The following is a 17,507-nucleotide window of genomic DNA, read 5'->3' as shown; positions in this document are numbered from 1 at the left end:
AAACCAGTCCTCGCTCCTTCTTTTACCGTTTCGGCAGGTCAATTCCCCGCGTACGTCCTGCCAAAAAGGCAAGAAGGCCTGCGGACGCCCAAGGCGAACACCCGTTAGACTGGCAATCGTATGACTCAGAACTCGGTGGACTATGACCTGCTGGTAATCGGCGCCGGTCCCGGCGGATACCACGCCGCCATCCGCGCCGCGCAACTCGGTCTCAAGGTGGCGTGTGCCGAGATGGGCAACGTCGGTGGCGTGTGCCTCAACGTCGGCTGCATTCCGACCAAGGCGCTCCTGCACGCGGGCGAGGGGATTCGCGGCGCCAAGCACGCCGAGGACTTCGGCCTGACCTTCGGCGAGCCGAAAATGGACATCGCCAAGCTCAACGGCTGGAAGGACGGCATTGTCAAGCGCCTCACGGGCGGCGTCTCGGCTCTTTTCAAGGCCAACAAGGTCACACACCTCGTGGGCGAAGCGCGCTTTCTGGACGCCCACACCGTACAGGTGGGCGGCCAGAAAGTCACGGCCAGAAGCTTTATCATCGCGACCGGCTCCGAGCCCGCAAATCTGCCGCCCTTTCCGGTCGATCAGCAGAAAATCGTGGACTCCACCGGCGCGCTGATGGTGCCCGACCCCCTCCCCAAGCGCTTTCTGGCCATCGGAGCGGGCGCCATCGGCTTGGAATTCGCGCAGGTCTACCACAACCTGGGCAGCAGCGTGAAGGTCATCGAATTTGCGCCGCAGGTCGTACCGGCCGCCGACGCGGACGCCGCGAACACCTTTGCCAAGATTCTGCGCAAACAGGGCATCGCCATCGATCTCGGCACCAAGGCCAACGGTTTCACCGAGCGTGACGGGGAACTGCACGTGGAGCTGGAGGATGTTACCACGGGCGAAAAGCGGGTCGAGGTCTACGACCGCGTGCTGGTCGCGGTCGGGCGCCGTCCGCGCAGCGCGAATCTGGGCCTCGAGGTAGCGGGCGTGCAGGTCAACGAGCGGGGCTTCATCGGCGTCAACAAGAAGATGCAGACCAGCACGCCGCACATCTACGCCATCGGTGACGTCGTGGGGAACCCTATGCTGGCGCACAAGGCCATGAAAGAGGGCCTGGTCGCCGCCGAGGTGATCGCCGGCAAGAAAAGCGAGATGGACGTCGTGGCGATTCCCGCGGTGGTGTACACCACGCCCGAACTGGCCTGGGTGGGCCTCACCGAAGCCGAAGCCAAGGCCAAAGGCTACACCGTCAAGACCGGTAACTTTCCGCTGTCGGCCTCGGGCCGCGCCATGACCCTGGGCGACACCGACGGTTTTGTCAAGATGATCAGCGACGCCAAAACCGATCTGGTGCTAGGCGCGCACATCGTCGCGCCGCACGCGAGCGATTTCCTCAGCGAGGTGGGCCTGGCGCTTGAGATGGCTGCCACCGTCACCGACATCAGCCTCACCGTGCACGCCCACCCTACCCTCAGTGAAAGCGTGCTCGAAGCCGCTGAGAACATCCACAAGCAGGCCATTCACATCATGAACCGCTGAAGCAACAAGAGAAGCCGCCCACGCTATGTGGGCGGCTTCTCGGATTTAGATCCGCACTGGTTTATATCCGCACTGGATTCGCGCTGTGCAGGCATCGCGGTCAGGACGCGGGCGTACCTTCACGCGAGATGAGCCAGACACTCACCCGGTGTGTCCCAACGCGTATTCTGAGGCATGGCCATTGTTGTGCTGGTGACCGTGCCCCCTGACCGGGCAGCGGAATTCGCGCGTACCCTTGTCGGCGAGCGCCTGGCAGGCTGCGTCAACATCCTGAGCGGAGTCCAGTCCGTTTACCGCTGGCAGGGTGATGTCGCCGACGACAGCGAAGCGTTACTGATCATCAAAACAGAAGAAGCGCAATATCCGGCGCTGGAGAAGCGCATCATCGAGCTGCACCCCTACGATATTCCCGAGGTGATCGCGCTGCCCATCGAACGGGCCTGGCCGCCTTTTCTGGGCTGGCTCGGCGACAGTGTACGGACACCCTGAGCGCCGGGCAGGCATCAGGATGTCAGCAGAGAGGCCGGCAGCTTGCGGTCGCGGCCTCTTTGCCGAATTTACTTCCCGAACTGGTACAGGGTTCCCGAGTTGTAGTCGGTGAGGTACAACTCGCCCGCTTCACTCTGCCCGAAGGTTGAGATGTTGTACTCGGTGTCGAGCAGGCGGCGCGCGGTCCAGCGGTTGCCATCGCGCTCCCCAACCCAGACCGTGCCGCTGCCAAAGTCGCCGTAAACGTACTTCCCGACCAGTTCGGGCACGGCCTTGCCCCGATAGACGTACCCGCCCGTGACCGAGACGCCCTCTGAACGGCCGTACTGCAAAATCGGGTCGACCAGCTTGCGCTCGCGCGTGCAGTTGCTGCCCGGGTTGAAGCATTCGTTCGCTTCTTTCAGCCGCCAGCCGTAGTTTTCGCCGCCTTTGCTGCTCCCCGGCTGGAAGTTGATCTCCTCGAACTTGTTCTGGCCGACGTCGGCGATGAAGAGATTGCCGTTTTCGCGGTCGAAGCTGAAACGCCAGGGGTTGCGCAGACCGTACGCCCACACCTCACCCCGCGCGCCGTTCTGACCGACAAAAGGATTGTCCTTGGGCACCGTGTACTTGTCGCCGCTGACATCAAGGCGCAGCAGCTTGCCCAGCAGCGAACTGAGGTTCTGCCCGTGGTTCTGCGGATCACCTCCGCCGCCCCCGTCTCCCGTACCGATATACAGGTAACCGTCCGGACCGAAGGCCAGCTGACCGCCGTTGTGGTTGGCATACGGCTGCTCGATGGTGAGCAGCACGGCGGCCGAACTGGGGTTCGCGCGGTCGCCCTGCGCGGTGTAACGCGCGATGACCGTGTGGCCGTTGGTATTGGTGTAATTGATGTAAAAACGCCCACTTTGCTTGAACTTCGGATCAAAGGCCAGGCCCAGCAGGCCGCGCTCGCCGCCCGCGCGCGTCAAACTGCTCACGTCAAGAAAGGGCTCACGCTGCAGCTGCCCGTTCTTGACGAGCTTGATCACGCCGCCCTGCTCGACCACGAACAGGCGATTCGAGCCGTCGCCCGCATGGGTGACCACCGTGGGCCGCTCGAAACCCGCGGCGACCCGCACCAATTTCACGTCCTGCGCCGCGCCCCACGACAGAAGCAGGGCGGCGCCCAGGGCCATCATTGAATACTTCATGACTTTATCTTGCAAAGTGCGTCGGTGAGGAAAAGTAAGCGACGAAAAAGCGCGCCTCCGGTGAGGCGCGCCGAATGAGGACAGTGTGGCCTACAGAACGAACTCGCCTGCGCGCATCACAGCTTCACGCCGTCCATCCTGGGTGATGCCGTCGACATTCATCTCGGCGCTGCCGATCATCCAGTCGACGTGTGTGAGGCTCTCGTTGCCGCCCTTGGCCGCGAACTGCTCGGTCGTCATGCCCTCGCCACCCTGCACGTTGAAGCGGTAAGCGCTGCCGATCGCAATGTGAGACGCGGCGTTCTCGTCATAGAGGGTGTTGTAGAAAAACAGCCCCGAGCGCGAAATTGGCGAGGAGTGCGGCACCAGGGCCACCTCACCCAGACGGTGTGAACCCTCGTCGGTGTCGATCAGGCTGCACAGTACGTCCTGGCCACTCTCTGCGGTGGCCTCGACCACCCGCCCACCCTCGAAGCGGATGCGGATGCCGTCGATCAGCACGCCGCTGTACGAGAGTGGCTTGGTGCTCACCACCACGCCGTCCACCCGTTCGCGGTGCGGCGCGGTCCAGACTTCCTCGGTCGGAATGTTCGCCGTGAACTCGATGCCCCCCGGCGTGAGCGAGCTGCCCCCACCCCACACGTGATCGTCGGCGAGGCCGACCGTCAGGTCGGTGTCACCACCGCTGAAGTGCAGCGCCCGATACTGCTTTTGCGTGAGCAGCTCCTTGCGCTGACGCAGGCTCGCGTTGTGCGCGCGCCACAGTTCGACCGGATTTTCCTGATCGGCACGTGTCGCGGCAAAAATGGCGTCCCACTGCTGACGCACGGCGTCCTCGGGCGAGGAGCCCGGAAACATGCGCGCGGCCCAGGCAGGAATGGGCGCCGAGACCAGGTTCCAGTTCAGCTGGTTGGTCATCACCATGCTGGTGTAAGGCTTGCGGTAGGTCGACAGGGCGCGCTGGTAGGTCGCAACCCGCTCCGGCGGCACGGTCGCGAGCAGGTTGGGGTCCGTGGCGCGAATGCTGATGACCGCGCCACCGGCCTTGGCAACCTCCAGCTCGGCATCCACCCGCCACTGGCTGAGCTGCTCAAACGTTGAGTCAGGCGCTCCCGAGAAGCGCGCCAGGACCACATCGTCATCATCCCAGCGCACGTCAGCAAAACTGGCGCCCGCCTCGTAGGCTTTGCGCACGATGGCGCGTGCCAGGGGAGCGGTCTCCACGGGAGACTGGACCAGCAGCCGCTGGCCGGGCTGCAGCCCCGCACCCACGCGTACGGCAAGATCGGCGTAATTCGCCAGCTTCTGATCAAACGTTAGGTTGGTCATGCGCGTCAGCATACCGTGCCTTGTTCGTCGCCTTCGTCACGGCGCGCGCTTGACCGTATCGGGAACGGTCCGCTATATTCCCTTGTGCTGGGCACGGAACCGTCGGCGTCGTCAGACTCGACAGGCCAAGGCATCGAGGCGTAGCGCAGCCTGGTAGCGCACTACCTTGGGGTGGTAGGGGTCGTGAGTTCGAATCTCGCCGCCTCGACCAGCAAAGAAGTCCCTCCTGGAGGGGCTTCTTCTTTTTTACCCCAACGTCATCGGTCCTGGGGTTGCCCCCTGTGCAGGAGCGCATTATGCCCGTGCGATCGGTACCATCCGCTCGCGGTCACGAAAAACCGGAGCAGCGACCGCAAGGCGGTCGCTGCTCCGGTTTTATGGCTGAACGTCGGGTTTGGGGGCGTGGACGGCTGCGCAGATCATTCCGAAGTACGTGGGCACTTCATACGACAGAACCTCGACCCGCCGGACGTGGGGTGGAATGGCTCCCGCGAGCACCAGCGTCTGCCAGAGGCCGTCGGGTTTGGCGTCCTCGATCAACCGAGGCTCGAAGGCCGCGAGCGCTTCGAAATTGCCGCTCTCGATGCACGCCACCACCTGAGTATCGAGTTTCACCGCGGCTTCGTGAAAGCCGTACGGTCCCGTTTCCGCGTGCGTGTGTGACCAGTCGCAACTGGCGATCAGACCGACGCGTTTCCCGCACTGCGCGGCGGCCCGGGCGAGCGAGGCACCGAAACGCAGGTGTGGCGTGAACTCAAAAGCGCGTGGTGGATTGATCACCACGACGGGCACTTCGGGCATGAAGGCGAGGGGAATAATGGCACCCCAGTCGAGCGGCATGCACGACAGCGGACCTTCACTCGTCGCGTAATTCAGCAGGGCGGTCGGGACTTCGTCTGCAAGAGCCGTCTGAGCAATATCCCGCGCGAGATCGCGGTCCACCAGGCGTTCCATGACCACGGCGTGGTCGTGATGCTCGACCGTGCCCCGCAGACGTTCCGGATTGGCAATGGCGAACTGCCCTTCGGCCCGGGTGCCGTGCGGCGTGAGGACAACGATGACTTGAGGGGCGGACTGGTGCATGGCGTGGCCCAAGGAGTTCATGCTGCGCCGCGTTCGGGCCATGAGAGAAGCGTCGTCCGAAAGTGCTTCGAGGATTTCCGAGCCGTGCGGGGTGATGCAGGCAAAGACGAAGGGGTTCATCAGGTAAATCCAGCATTTCATAAATGCCAGCCGGAAAAGAGGGCTGGCAGGTGGGACTTGCGCAGAGGTGTGCCGAGCCGGAGCCGTGTTCGAACTGGACATTGACCATCACTGCCAAAAGGGTGCATGGCCATGCCAGCCCTGCCCAGTTTCACCTCTGGGCGGGTAGCCTTGGCGAAAGTGATGGGCTTATGGGCGTTTTGCGCGGCGTGCTTGCCTGGCTACCCACCTGTCCGGCAAACCGGCGGGTTGACGCACTTGACTTCTGCTCGCACATGGATATTCCGAGGGAGTCGAGTGCGCATTTCGCCGACGCGTCTGGTCACCAAAACCAGGCAGAATCCGCGCTCAGGCTTATGAGTTCCAGAAGCACAGCCGACTGCAGCGCACGGTGACGCTGACCGGCGCCCGCTCAGCGAGTGTCTTGCTTCATACCCCTCCGCGGGTCAGATCGATCAACCGGCCCAGCACGCGCTCCCCATCCACGCGCAAGCCGTCGTGTTCGTACTCGTTCGTGAGCCACACCCGCGCACCCCCAATCAGCGCGGCCGTCTCCTCGGAAAAAGACCGTTCGACGTACATGTCCTCCGCGTACACCGCCGCCGCAAGCGGCACTGAGTTCTTCCGCAGGCGCGTTGCGTCGTACAGCGCACCCCACGGTTCACGTGCCAGTAACTCGGCCGCATCACGCAACGGTCGCAGCGCCGCGTACTCCTCGAACATCCACGGAAACACCATCTCACCTGTCAGCATTTCCGGCGCTGCAAACGCCTCCGGCATCACGCGCTGGGCGGACCAGCCTGAAATACAGGCGTCCGCCCAGCAGGCTTCATGCAGCACCGCGTACACCGGATTGCGTCCGAAAGACAACGCGCTCTGCACGTCATACAGAAACGCCGGGGATGTGAAAGGCGATTCCAGCAGGTAATGCAGTCTCTCCAGCCCGTCGCTCATGCCCAGCAGATGACCGAGCTGCCGGAAGCGTCGGGCGGTCAAGCGGTCCCCGCCGGGCAGCCGGACATCCTCTCCTTCCAGGTACGTCAGGAGTTCGGTCACGCGCTGCCGGTTTTGCGGGTAGCGCTCGTAAAACCGTTTGTTGCGTTCCAGTACGCGCGCATAGGTCGCGTGGTACACCTCATCCGGATGATGTCCCAGCGCCGGTAGGCCCCCGGTGATGAACGCCTCCCTCAAGCCCTCGGGTGCGCTGGACAGGTACGTCGTGACGCAGAACCCACCGAAACTCTGCCCCAGCACACTCCAGCGTTCCACCCCGAGTGCCTGCCGGATGGCTTCCGCGTCACGCACGATCGAGTCCGCCCGGAAATGCCGCAGGTACGCGGCCTGCTCTGCCGGTGTCATGCCGGAAAGCAGCCCGATCGGAGAAGACCGGCCTGTGCCCCGCTGGTCCAGCAGCAACACCCGGAAGTCCTGCAAAGCGCGCGGCAGCCACGCGGGCTGCTGCGCTGTGAGGGGTCGGGGCGCCTCGAAACCCGGCCCACCCTGGAAAAACACCAGAAATGGCCGCTCCTGCCCGTCAGGCCGCGCGACCTCCCGCGCGAACACCGTGATGCTCCGACTGTGCGGGTCAGTGTGATCGAGGGGAAGCTGGAATTCATGATCTGTGATGATCAGACCGGGCGTACGGTAGGACGAGGACATGACCCCAGTATCGACCGGGGCCGGCCGTGGCGTTCACGCCTGCAAGCCCAGCTGCCGACGTGGCAGCTGGGCGCGGAAGGAAAAATCTGTTGAGCCTTCGCAGTGTTCCTGCGCTCAGTCTCCCGCGGCGGGCGCCACGACCGGATGGATCAGGGGAAAGCGCACGGTCAGCGCGCCCACCAGCAGGAGCACCGCAGGCACCAGCACCAATGCGCCTTGCACGCCCAGCAGGCTGACCGAGAGCGGCTCGAGCAATTTCCCCGCGTAGGCACACATGGTCGCCAGCAGGGTCGCGCCTGCTCCCATCCCCAGACGTGCCGTCCAGGTGAGCAGGGTCGGAAAGAGCCCGGCCGCCCCGAATCCCAACGACCACAAGCCCAGCACGCTCAGCCATACGCTGGAACTGCACACGAACAGCAAGGCCCCACCAGCTGCCACCACCGCCAGCGTGCGCAGCAACACTTGCGGTGAGAACGTGCGCAGCAGCCAGGCGCTGCCCAGCGCACCCAAAGCGAACACCGCGTAATAACCACCGAGGGCCACTCCCGCCTGGGCAGCGCTCAAGGCGAACCGTTCAACCAACCGCCACGCACCCCAGGCTTCGACCAGGCTCTCCACGAAATACGCCCCGACTGCCGTGACGACCAGCAACGCCACCGTCGCGCGGGGCGTGCGGGGAATGCGTGCCTGAGGCGTCACACCGCGCGCAGGTGACTTCAGGGTGCAGCCGAGCAGCGAACACACCAGCGCGCCACCACTCACGATGAAGGCCACAACCGGCAGGAACTGATGCTCGACGGCAAATCCGGTCATCAGCGCACCAACAATCGCACCCAGCGCGAACGCCGCGTGCACCTGGCCCTGTAAGGCACGGCCTGACTTCTCCAGCACAGCGACCCGGGCGCTGATGTTCGCTTCGAGCTGTGGCGCGACGGTCGCGAGCAGCGCCACGGTCACGAGCAGCAACGCCCCGCTGGGCGCCCGAAACAGCAGGAAAGCCAGCAAGGTCACGATCAGCCCGGGCACCGCGAGCGGGAAGGCCCGCCCACCGCGCGCCGCATGCCGCGCTCCCCACCACAACAGCGGTAAAGCCGCTGCGGTTCCCCACAGGGAAGCCTGAGCCAGGCTGAGGGTACTGAGCTGATGCTGAGCGAGGAGCGTCAGGTACGCGACGCCTGCCGAGGCGTCCAGTACGCCAAGCAAGAGCGACAGCCCTGACAGCACTGTCAGGGGTAAACGAAAATTCAGTTGCATAAGGCCCGGCGTTCCGACGAGCGCCCGCGGGGCACGGAACCGCAATGGTCGCTCTGGAGAACGGGCGGTTCAAGCACCTCCCGGTTTCGGGCCTCGGCCATCCGTGCTGACCTTACCCACGACGTCACCGCTGAAGGGCACGCCGCACGCCACGCTAGATTGGCGATTCCTGTTTATTTTCCCATGAAAAGCCCCTGCAGACCGGTAAAAAGCAACAGTTGGACTGACCTGACAACGCACTTGGTGCCCGAGGCCGCATCCCAGCTGCGGGCAATTCACTTGCGCCGCGCTCACCTGTCCGGACCACCACCATGCTAGTCTCGGCAACCACCGCAATGAACCGGATCAAAGCCATACACGCCCACTCGTGACCTCCACCATGGCCGACCCATCCTTCGTAACCGCCGATGAATCGACTTTACGGCCAATAAACGGGTACGCCATTCTGGCCTTGAAGCCCATACCAACAGCGGTCCTGCTGACCCGCCCGACTGGTATGCCCAGCAGTGCCCACCCGGTGCTGAAAGCCATGCTGGGCGCCACCTGGAAGCCGGAGCGTCTGACGGCCCACCTGAGGGCACCCCGCAGCGACACCGGCGTGGACCGGTCCTTACTCCTGAGGCTGACCCCCGCAGAATTGCTCCTTGCCCGTCAAGCGGCGACATACGACGCCACCCGAACGAACCAGTTCAACCGCTACGCTCCCCTGGCGCTTGACTTGCTGATCGGAGCGGCGCTCACCGTGGAAGTGCTCGAAGGACGCGCGAGCACCGGAAATGCGACGGGAAAAAACAGCAACGGGTACGATAAACGCCTCCTGGGAGCAACCCGGCAGGACGCCTACGTGCTCCGTGAAACCTGCCCTGACCTGGCCGAGGCAAGCGTGTCCGGCCTGCTCGCTTCCTGCATGCTGGAGGGAGCGCGCTGGCAGGCGAGACACAGCGGCGACATCGTCGAGATCGTCGCCGTGAAAGGCGGAACGTTCAAGCTCAACAACGGGCGCTACCTCAACCGTTTTGCCCTGGTCAGCGGGTACGTTCCTGTCGTGATGGGTGACGGCTCGAATCTGCTCTGAGTCCCAGCCGGGCAGCAACGGCTGCCGTTGCTGCCCGGCTGACAGACCCTGCAGCGCTCAACGGGTTCCTGGAGGCCTGAGCCGGCAGGAACTTCAGCGGAGCGGCCGGGAACCATAAGGGTCCGTTCACACGCTCTCCAGGACGCTTCGTTAAGCTTTGCGTGGCCGCTCGCCAATTCCTGGACTCCGGAGGCTTCCTTGTTCGCATTCCGCTTCGCCCACCCCGTACGTCTTGCCCTGCTCATCGTGCTCGGAGCGTTCGGTGGTGCGCTCGCCGCCCCGGTTGAGCGTCTCGCGCTCGTTCCCCTCGATTCACGTCCCGCAACGCGCGTGCTGCCCGTGAAGATCGCACAACTGACCGGCGTGCACGTCCGCACGCCCGACGTGTCGCTGCTCGGCACGGCGGAGCACGGTGCGGATCAGGCGGCACTGCGGGCCTGGATCCGTGAGCAGGGCGGGTACGCTCCCCGCCCGGTCCCAGTCCCGGCTCCGGTTGCCAGAGCCCCCGTGACGACCGCGCACCCCCGACCGGCCACACCGCGGGTCCGACCGTGGCGCGCGCGCTCCAGCACCCTCACACGGTCCCGCCCGCGCACCGCGCGATCGGTGCCCTGGCAGCCTACGCCCCCACCCCCCCGCGCGCCCAGCGCTTCTCAAGCCGCGGACGTGCTCGTCGTATCACTTGACGCGCTGGCCTACGGAGGGCTGGTGCAGTCACGCAGCAGCTCCATAGCGGTCGAGGAGGCCGTAGAGAACCTGAAGGTCGTACGTGAGTGGCGCACGAAAACTGCCAGGCCGGTGTACGCCAGCATCACCCTGCCGCGCGCCAAAGACGCCCAGTACCGTGAACGCAATTACGCCGTGATCCTGGAGATGGTGCGCTGGGCCCGGGAAGGCGTGTTTCAGGAACTGCGCGTGACCTGGGACGACGCGCACGAAGGCTCACCCGCCCTGGTGGAAGCGGCGGCACTGCAGGCCATCGTGCCCCCCAATGTCCTGATGTACCCGGGTGCAGACGAGGTGCTCGCCAGCCTCGCCGTACGTGCCATCGCGCCAGGCGAAAAAACCCTGCGGGTCGTGTATGCCGACGCGCGCGACGCGCGGGAGACGATCGGCTTTGACGGCGTCCCGCTGGAGGACACGGTTGCCGCGCACGCCCGCGCGAACGGCTTTATCCTCACCGAAGGCCAGGCCGACCTGACCTTGTTCGTATTCAACGCGGGCGACCCCGCGCTCGCCGCGCGCGAGATCGCTCGCCTCGCCGGGCGTCCCCTGGCCGTGGCGGACCTGCTGCAGGTGAACACGGCCACCGCGCCCCTCTGGCAGCATCTGCGTGACGCGGGTGTCATTGCGCGCCTGCACGCCCTGGGCGCCTGGGGTACGCCGGGCAACAACGTCGGGACTGCCCTCGCGCACGCGAAGATGACCCTCGAAGCCAACCTCGACCGTGAGGCTGCCCGTGACCTGCTGGCGTACGAATACGCGAACGACGTGCTGTTCAGCAGCAAGGTCCGTGACCAGCTGCAGCGCGAGTTCAGCCCTAAGGAGCTCGGCTCGCTGCGCGCGCAACGCCGCCTGTACGAGATTGCACGTGACGAAGTGCAGCTGCATTTTCCCGAAGGCCGCTACGAAGTCGCCCGTACCCGCCTGCCCTGGGCACGCGCCTTCGAATGGGAAGCCGAACTCACCTTCCATCCCGAAGCGGACGAAAAGCCCTGAGCGTGTGGTGGACACCGGCCCACCCTGACTCCCGCCCCTGGGCTCCAGCCGTGCTGTCACGGAGGTGGGGCGTCACGACTGGTGCAGCGCCAGCACCTTGGCGATCCAGGTCATGACCGCGGGAATCTGTTGCTCCATCCGCTCCGCGTCGAGCGTGTCGCTTTCGTGGTTCAGGTACGTGTAGGCCAGGATGCGCCCGTCCGGCCGCTCCAGGTACCCGGTCAAGGTCAACAGGCGCCAGCCGCTGCCTGCCTTGGCGCCCCAGTACGAGTAGGTGAAGGGTGCACGGACAGGGCGGCAGCACCCCTGCGCCATCACATCGCGAAACACCCGGCGTGTTTCTGGTTGCAGGCCACCCGCCACGAACATCGTCGCCATCAGGTCTGTGTACGCCTTTGCGGTGCTGGTGTTCTGCCAGTAAGTGTCCAGGCGCGCGTCATACCGCGGGCCCTTGAAGTACCCGTCCAGGCGATCGAGCAACGCGCCTGCGTTCACCTGCCGGCTGGCGTGCACCAGCTGCCCGGCAAAGGCCACGCGGTCCGCGGGCGCGAGCGTAAAGTACCGCTCCGCAGACCGCAGCGAGGCGTCCCGGTCGGTGCTGATCACCAAGGCGGGCAACATCCCCGCCTGTGCCGACCAGAACGCCTTGGTCGTCAGCAAGACGCTGGTGCAGTTGCTGGAGTTGGCCGTGAGGGCCGCGACACGCTGTGGACCAACGGCGAGATGCACGATGTCGGACGCGGTGTTTTCACTGTTCCGGATCGTTCGGTCCAGCAGGAAGCGCAAGGTGTTCGTACCGGGTGAGAACGCCTCGATGCTGCGATTGGCCGCCGTTGTGGTGAAGCGCTGCCGGAGCTGCAGGCGCCGGGCGTCTACGTCACGCAGTGCGGCCCACACCAGCACGGGTTTGTAAATGCTGGCAAGCGGACGCAGCGTGTGGGCGCTGAGCGCGTACGCGCGCTCCTGCGGACGCCCTTGCCGGTCGTACTCGGCGGCGTAAAAGCTCACCTGACCTGTCACGACTGGCGGCAATGCTATGGGCGGTGCGGGCGCGAGCACGGCAGGACCACACGTCGGCGCCAACCTTTCCGGCGCGGCGCTGGCAGTGGCGGCCAGGCTCGCGAGCGCCACACTGCCGGCGAAGACGAACGGGCGCGAGGTGACCTTCATGCCGTTCAGCTTAAGGCGGTCGGCACGATCCTGCTGTTTCACCGCACACGGGAAGAAACCTGAATGAGGACGGTCGGCAGCGCTCGGTTGTCCTCGCGTTCAGAAGCGAGGGTTGTCATCGTGACGACCGCTCTGATACCGGCTGAGTTGCCGTGGGCTGCTGGCCTGTTGTTCGGTCAGTCGAATTGTGTTCGTCACAGAAATTACCTCGCAAGGAGTGTATCCGGCGCCAGGCAGCGTCACCTGCGCCCATCTGCGCAGAAGGGGCTACGCCGTTCGGTTCACGTCCGCTACAGCCCGCTTTTTATCTTCGCTTCCTCCCGGTGGATCAGCACCTCCCGCGGAGCCGCGGGAGTCGGCAGGCGCCCCAGGGAGGCGAGACCCAGGTCACCTTCTTCGGGAATGACGGGCGTGATGGACACGCCGGCGCTGCCGAGGCCGGGTTCCAGCAAGGCCAGCAGGCTGTGGCTGGAATTTCCAGACGCCGTGAGAATCAGGTGGTCACGGGCGCGCGTCAGCGCGACGTACAGCAGGCGGCGGGCTTCGGCGTCTTCCCGCTCCGCGCGTGAAGCGTTCATGACCGCGAAGACGACGGGTGGCTCAGCCTCCTCGGCGCCTTCGCGGCAGGCCACACCGTACTCCGGAGAGAACAGCACTCCGTTCGAGCTGCTAGGAGGGGTCCAGCCCAGGTCGGCGACGATCACGACAGGCCACTCCAGGCCTTTCGCGCCGTGCATGGTCAGCAGCGTCACCGCGTCACCGGCTTCAAGGACTGGGCGGGGCACGTGCAGGTCGGCGCTCACCAGTTCGCCCAAGCGGCGGACCACCGGAAACACGTCTTCTTCGCCGCGCTCCAAGCTGCGGATGAAGTCGAGCGTGCCACGCCAGTCCGCGAGGCGTCGCTCGGCATTCCAGAGGTTGGCGAGGACGGCAGTGTACCCGGTGAGGCGGTCGGCGAGTTGCAGCAGACGGCTGAGCGACAGGGCGCGTCGTTCGCTTTGCAGGGTGCGCAGCAGCTGCCGGGCGCGCTGCACGGCTGGGTCTTCGCTGAGGTCGAGCACGTCCAGCCAGGAGCGGTCTTCACGCGCGAGATGCAGTTCCTGCAACGTGCGGTCACTCACCGCGCAGAACGGGGAGCGGAGCGTACCAATGATGGCAAGTGGGTCGTGCAGCGCGACGGCGGTGAGGAGACCGAGGGCGTCGAGGGCTTGGCGCGTTTCGAGCAGGGAACCCCCGCCGGCCTGCACGACCGGAATTCCGGCGGCATTCAGCGCTGCGCCGTATCCCTCAAGTGGGCCCCAGGTTCTGGAGAGCACCGCAATGTCACCGCGGCGGACCGGGCGGGGACCGTCCTCGCCCTGAATGAGGAAACCGCCGCCGAGCAGTTCCTGAATGCGGCGGGCAATGAAGGTGCCTTCGGCGCGCCTGAGTTGGGTGCTCGTGGCGTCTGCCTGCACCAGGTACGCTTCGACGCAGGAGCCCGGCGCGTGGGCTGCTTCACGGGCGGCCTGCAATGGAGCGTGCAGGTCACCCAGCAAGGGCGCGAAGATCGCGTTGCTCTGCTCCACCAGGGCCCGGTGCGTGCGGAAGCTCAGGTCGAGCTGCACTTCCTCGCCACCACCCTCGGCGATGTCCTGGCGAACGAGGCGAAAGAGGCGGACGTCCGCGCGCCGGAAGCCGTAAATGCTTTGCTTTTCATCCCCGACGATGGTGGTGCGGGCGTCGCCACGCAGCAAACGCAGGATCTCGTCCTGAATGGGGTTGGTGTCCTGGAATTCATCCAGGAGGAAGGCCCGCCAGCGGCGGGCGTAGTGCGCGCGCACGTCGGGGTCGCGCAGGGCGTGCAGTGCGTAGACTTCCAGGTCAGCGTAATCCAGCAGGCCCTCGCGTCGCTTGCGTTCGGCGAGAAACGCGCGGACCAGCTCGAAGGCTTCCCGCAGGTCGGGCAGGGCGGCTTCCAGCCAGGTGTCGCTGGGACCGAGCGTGAGGGTAAGCCCTTCCTTCAAGGCGTCCTCGGTGAGCTTGCGAAGGGTCTTCACGGCATCCTTGACCTCGCTGAGGCCGCCGTCCGGCCAGTTTTTCGCGCTTCCCCCGGTGAGTTTCACGTCCAGCAGACCGGCCGCGTGGCTGGTTGGGTCTCCGGGAAGCGCGGTGGCGTGCTGAATCGCTTCCCGGCGGGCGCTTTCGATGCGGTCGTGGTCCGCTCCGGTGAAAGCACGCAGGACATCAAGGGTGTTCTGCCAGGCCACGCTCCCGGTGAGCTTCCTGACCGCTCGGGTTTGCGCTTGCGCCGCCCAGGTGGCCCAGTGCTCGCTGCTGACCTGGAAGGCGCGTTCGGCGGCAATGGGATCGGCAAGGAGCGCACCGAGCAGGTGTGACATGCGGGAGTACGGGATGCGTTGAAAGACCCGCTCGGGAAGGGACGCGAGGGCCTGACCGTACTGCCCGGCCAGCCAGAGTTGCGTCTGCTGCTCGTCCAGGATGCGGGCGCCCGGCAGGATACCCGCGGCTTCCGGGTGGTCGCGCAGGATGCGGGCGCACAAGGCGTGAATGGTGCTGATCTGCGCCGCGTCGAGTTCGGCGAGGGTGTCGAAGTCGTCCGGTCGGGCCAGCTGCACGGCGCGCCGCACGCGGGCGCGCAACTCCACGGCGGCTTTTTCGGTGAAGGTGACGGCGACGATCTGCAGGGGTGTCAGGCCGTGCGCGTCCAGGTGGTGCAGGAAGCGTGCGACCAGCATGTGCGTCTTGCCGCTGCCCGCTCCGGCCACGACCGCGACGCTGCCATCTGCGGCGGCGGCGCGGGCCTGCTGGTTCGTGAGGGTCACGGGGCGGTCTTGCGCTCGAGGCGCGGTCCGGCGCGGCACACGGGCGGGAAGGGGCAGCGGGTGCAGGCTTTGCCCTGCGCGTCCGGACTCGGCACGAACGCACCATCCTGCAGGGCAGTGCGGGCGCGAGTCGCGAACGCTTCGAAGGCGGTTTCGTTGAGGGACACGCGCGCGACCACTTCGGCGGATTTGATCGACAGGTAGTGTGCGCCGCCCGCACGTTGGTCTGGGTGCAGGGCCGGCAGGGCCGCCTGCAGGTACACCGGAAGCTGCAAGTCGAGGGTGAGTTTGCGGTCGGTGTCCTGCACGCCCCAGGGCTTGCTTTTGCCGTTTTTGTAATCAATCACGACCAGCTTGTCTCCCAGGCGGTCGATGCGGTCCACCTGGCCGCGCACCCGGAAACCCTGCCAGCTGCTTTCGAAGGGCACTTCCGCGTCGAGGATGGTGGCGTTCGGCGCGAGGAACGCGGGTGCCTGAATGAGCTTCTCAAGTCGGGCGCGCACCTCGGGTCGTTGCCGCTGCCACTCGGGCGTCTGCGGCCAGCCCAGTTCTCTTTCGGCCTGCTGGAAGGCGTCGTCGAGCGCGGAGAGCATCACGCTGCGGGAGTCCTGATCCGGGCGTTTTTGAGCGCACCCGGCGAGGGTGCGCAGGATCGTGTGCTGCAGCTGCCCCAGACCGAGAGATTCATCCTCGTCGTCCTGGACTTCCAGCCCGAGGAGGTACGACAGCCACCAGCGGAAGGTGCAGGTGCCGAGCGTGCGGAGCTGCCCGGCAGAAAAGACGTGTGAGCGGTGATCCACTGACAGGGCGGTGAGGCCGTCGTACTCATCGAAGGTGGCTTCAGCTTCCCGGCGGCGTTCCACTTCGTGCGCGTGCCGGGCGTGAGAAAGGACGTCATCTGTGGCATCGTGCTGCAGTTGCGAGCGGCGCAGTTTCTCGTGACTGCAGGCAGTCTTGGGGTCGTAGGCCTCGATCGCTGCTCCCAGGCGGGTGAGGTAAGCGCTGGGCAGCGCTTCTCCTCCCGTGGCCGTCAGACGGCCGTAGCTGAGCGTCAGGCTGATCTGCGCGGTGTTCAGCAGCGACCAGAACGACAGCATCTCCCGGCGAGCCAGGCTGCCGGGGACTTCCAGTGGAAATCCTGCGGCCCGCAGACGCAGGCGATCCGCGAAATCGAGCCGTGGATCGTCCTGCAGTGGGGGAGGCCAGACACCTTCCGCCAGGCCCAGGACCACTACGTGCGGAACGGCGGCGCCCACGAGGGCGTACGGCGTGAGAAGCTCGATCGCGTTGCCGCTCGCTTCAGGTGCCACGGCGAGCAGCGCGAGCAGCATGTGTAGTTCATCGACGAACGCTTCAAGGGAGAGACGTTCCTCGGGCGGATCTGCAAGCACCCGGAGTTCCGTATGAAGGGCCCGCACCGCCGCAGCGTCTAGGGAGCTCCTTTCGGTGGCGCGTCGCGTCACGTCACGTTCAAGGAGCAAGGACGTCAGGTGTGACACCCAAAGAGCGCGGCTGTTCTGCTCCGGCCAGACGAAGCCTTCGAGGTTCACCCCCACGTCACGCCAGGCTTCCAGGGAATCTGGCCGTGCTCGGCGTACCGTCTGCCAGGCGCCTCCTTCCAGGCCCTGGTCGAGCGGGTGACCCAGCAAGTGCGCCGCCCTCTCGAACGTCGCTCCTGCTTGCACGACGTCCAGTGCGCGCTTCAGCCAGGAGCCGATGCTCGTTTCGGAGAGGGGTTGGGATGCCGTGACTTCCACGGGCACGCCGTACTCCCACGCCACCGCCTGCACGAGCGGTCCCCACGCCGCGTCATCGGCCACGACAAACGCGATGTCCTGCACCTCAGCGCCTTGAGCCTGCAGTCGTTTGATGTCCGCCAGCGCCGCCCGGACCTCGTCTTCCATCTGCCCGCACGCCCGGACACGAACGCCAGGTTCACACGCCCCCCGCCCGAGGAGCGCCCGCCCTGGCCCGCCCTGCTCGAACTGAGCACGCTCCACCGTCCAGCCGCGCCGCTCAAGCCAGGCGGCGGCCCGCTCATTGTCGTCGAACAGGCTGTGCGCCGTCCAGGGCAGGTACACC

At 65.7% G+C, this 17,507-nt stretch carries 12 protein-coding genes and 1 tRNA gene; 5 read left to right on the top strand and 8 right to left on the bottom strand.

Annotation, left to right across the window (positions count from 1 at the left end):
- The first annotated feature begins 120 nt into the window (after positions 1-120).
- Both lpdA and cutA read left to right on the top strand, forming a co-directional pair.
- Complete coding sequence (lpdA, locus tag DEIPE_RS05750; protein ID WP_015235039.1) at positions 121-1,527, top strand: dihydrolipoyl dehydrogenase; 1,407 nt, start codon at positions 121-123, stop codon at positions 1,525-1,527.
- Positions 1,528-1,701: 174 nt separating this feature from the next.
- On the top strand, positions 1,702-2,016 hold the full coding sequence (cutA, locus tag DEIPE_RS05745) for a divalent-cation tolerance protein CutA (protein ID WP_015235038.1): 315 nt from the start codon (positions 1,702-1,704) through the stop codon (positions 2,014-2,016).
- 68 nt (positions 2,017-2,084) lie between these two features.
- Here the strand turns inward: cutA and DEIPE_RS05740 are convergent, their stop codons facing one another.
- Positions 2,085-3,191: a PQQ-dependent sugar dehydrogenase gene (locus DEIPE_RS05740; protein ID WP_015235037.1), complete on the bottom strand. Its 1,107-nt coding sequence runs from the start codon at positions 3,189-3,191 to the stop codon at positions 2,085-2,087.
- A 90-nt stretch (positions 3,192-3,281) separates the two neighbouring features.
- Positions 3,282-4,532 (bottom strand): aminopeptidase, encoded by a 1,251-nt coding sequence (locus DEIPE_RS05735; RefSeq protein ID WP_015235036.1) that lies wholly within the window; start codon positions 4,530-4,532, stop codon positions 3,282-3,284.
- A 122-nt stretch (positions 4,533-4,654) separates the two neighbouring features.
- Between DEIPE_RS05735 and DEIPE_RS05730 the strand changes: the two genes are divergently transcribed.
- Positions 4,655-4,731 (top strand) — tRNA-Pro (locus DEIPE_RS05730).
- A 164-nt stretch (positions 4,732-4,895) separates the two neighbouring features.
- Here DEIPE_RS05730 and DEIPE_RS05725 read toward each other — a convergent pair.
- The 3 genes from DEIPE_RS05725 to DEIPE_RS05715 form a co-directional block, all read right to left on the bottom strand.
- Positions 4,896-5,723 (bottom strand): DODA-type extradiol aromatic ring-opening family dioxygenase, encoded by an 828-nt coding sequence (locus DEIPE_RS05725; protein WP_041231210.1) that lies wholly within the window; start codon positions 5,721-5,723, stop codon positions 4,896-4,898.
- A gap of 429 nt (positions 5,724-6,152) precedes the next feature.
- A complete protein-coding gene (locus tag DEIPE_RS05720) occupies positions 6,153-7,382 on the bottom strand; it encodes an alpha/beta fold hydrolase (protein WP_015235034.1) in 1,230 nt (409 codons plus the stop codon).
- Between the two features lie 114 nt (positions 7,383-7,496).
- Positions 7,497-8,636: an MFS transporter gene (locus tag DEIPE_RS05715; RefSeq protein ID WP_015235033.1), complete on the bottom strand. Its 1,140-nt coding sequence runs from the start codon at positions 8,634-8,636 to the stop codon at positions 7,497-7,499.
- A gap of 367 nt (positions 8,637-9,003) precedes the next feature.
- On the opposite strand from DEIPE_RS05715, the gene DEIPE_RS05705 reads away from it, so the two are divergent.
- Positions 9,004-9,711: a hypothetical protein gene (locus DEIPE_RS05705; RefSeq protein WP_157448777.1), complete on the top strand. Its 708-nt coding sequence runs from the start codon at positions 9,004-9,006 to the stop codon at positions 9,709-9,711.
- Positions 9,712-9,909: 198 nt separating this feature from the next.
- Positions 9,910-11,430 (top strand): DUF4127 family protein, encoded by a 1,521-nt coding sequence (locus DEIPE_RS05700; RefSeq protein ID WP_015235031.1) that lies wholly within the window; start codon positions 9,910-9,912, stop codon positions 11,428-11,430.
- A gap of 72 nt (positions 11,431-11,502) precedes the next feature.
- Here the strand turns inward: DEIPE_RS05700 and DEIPE_RS05695 are convergent, their stop codons facing one another.
- The 3 genes from DEIPE_RS05695 to DEIPE_RS05685 form a co-directional block, all read right to left on the bottom strand.
- Positions 11,503-12,600, bottom strand: coding sequence for a serine hydrolase (locus DEIPE_RS05695; protein WP_015235030.1), 1,098 nt, complete (start codon positions 12,598-12,600; stop codon positions 11,503-11,505).
- Between the two features lie 290 nt (positions 12,601-12,890).
- Entirely contained in the window at positions 12,891-15,425 is a 2,535-nt protein-coding gene (locus tag DEIPE_RS05690) for a UvrD-helicase domain-containing protein (protein WP_015235029.1), read from the bottom strand.
- Complete coding sequence (locus DEIPE_RS05685; protein ID WP_041230718.1) at positions 15,422-17,506, bottom strand: PD-(D/E)XK nuclease family protein; 2,085 nt, start codon at positions 17,504-17,506, stop codon at positions 15,422-15,424. The genes DEIPE_RS05690 and DEIPE_RS05685 overlap by 4 nt, the downstream gene beginning before the upstream one ends.
- Between the last annotated feature and the right edge of the window lies 1 nt (position 17,507).

The sequence above is a fragment of the Deinococcus peraridilitoris DSM 19664 genome (genome assembly GCF_000317835.1).
Lineage (GTDB): Bacteria > Deinococcota > Deinococci > Deinococcales > Deinococcaceae > Deinococcus_A > Deinococcus_A peraridilitoris.
The sequence above is the reverse complement of the archived record's forward strand: the minus strand, read 5'-3'. Positions and strand labels throughout refer to the sequence as shown.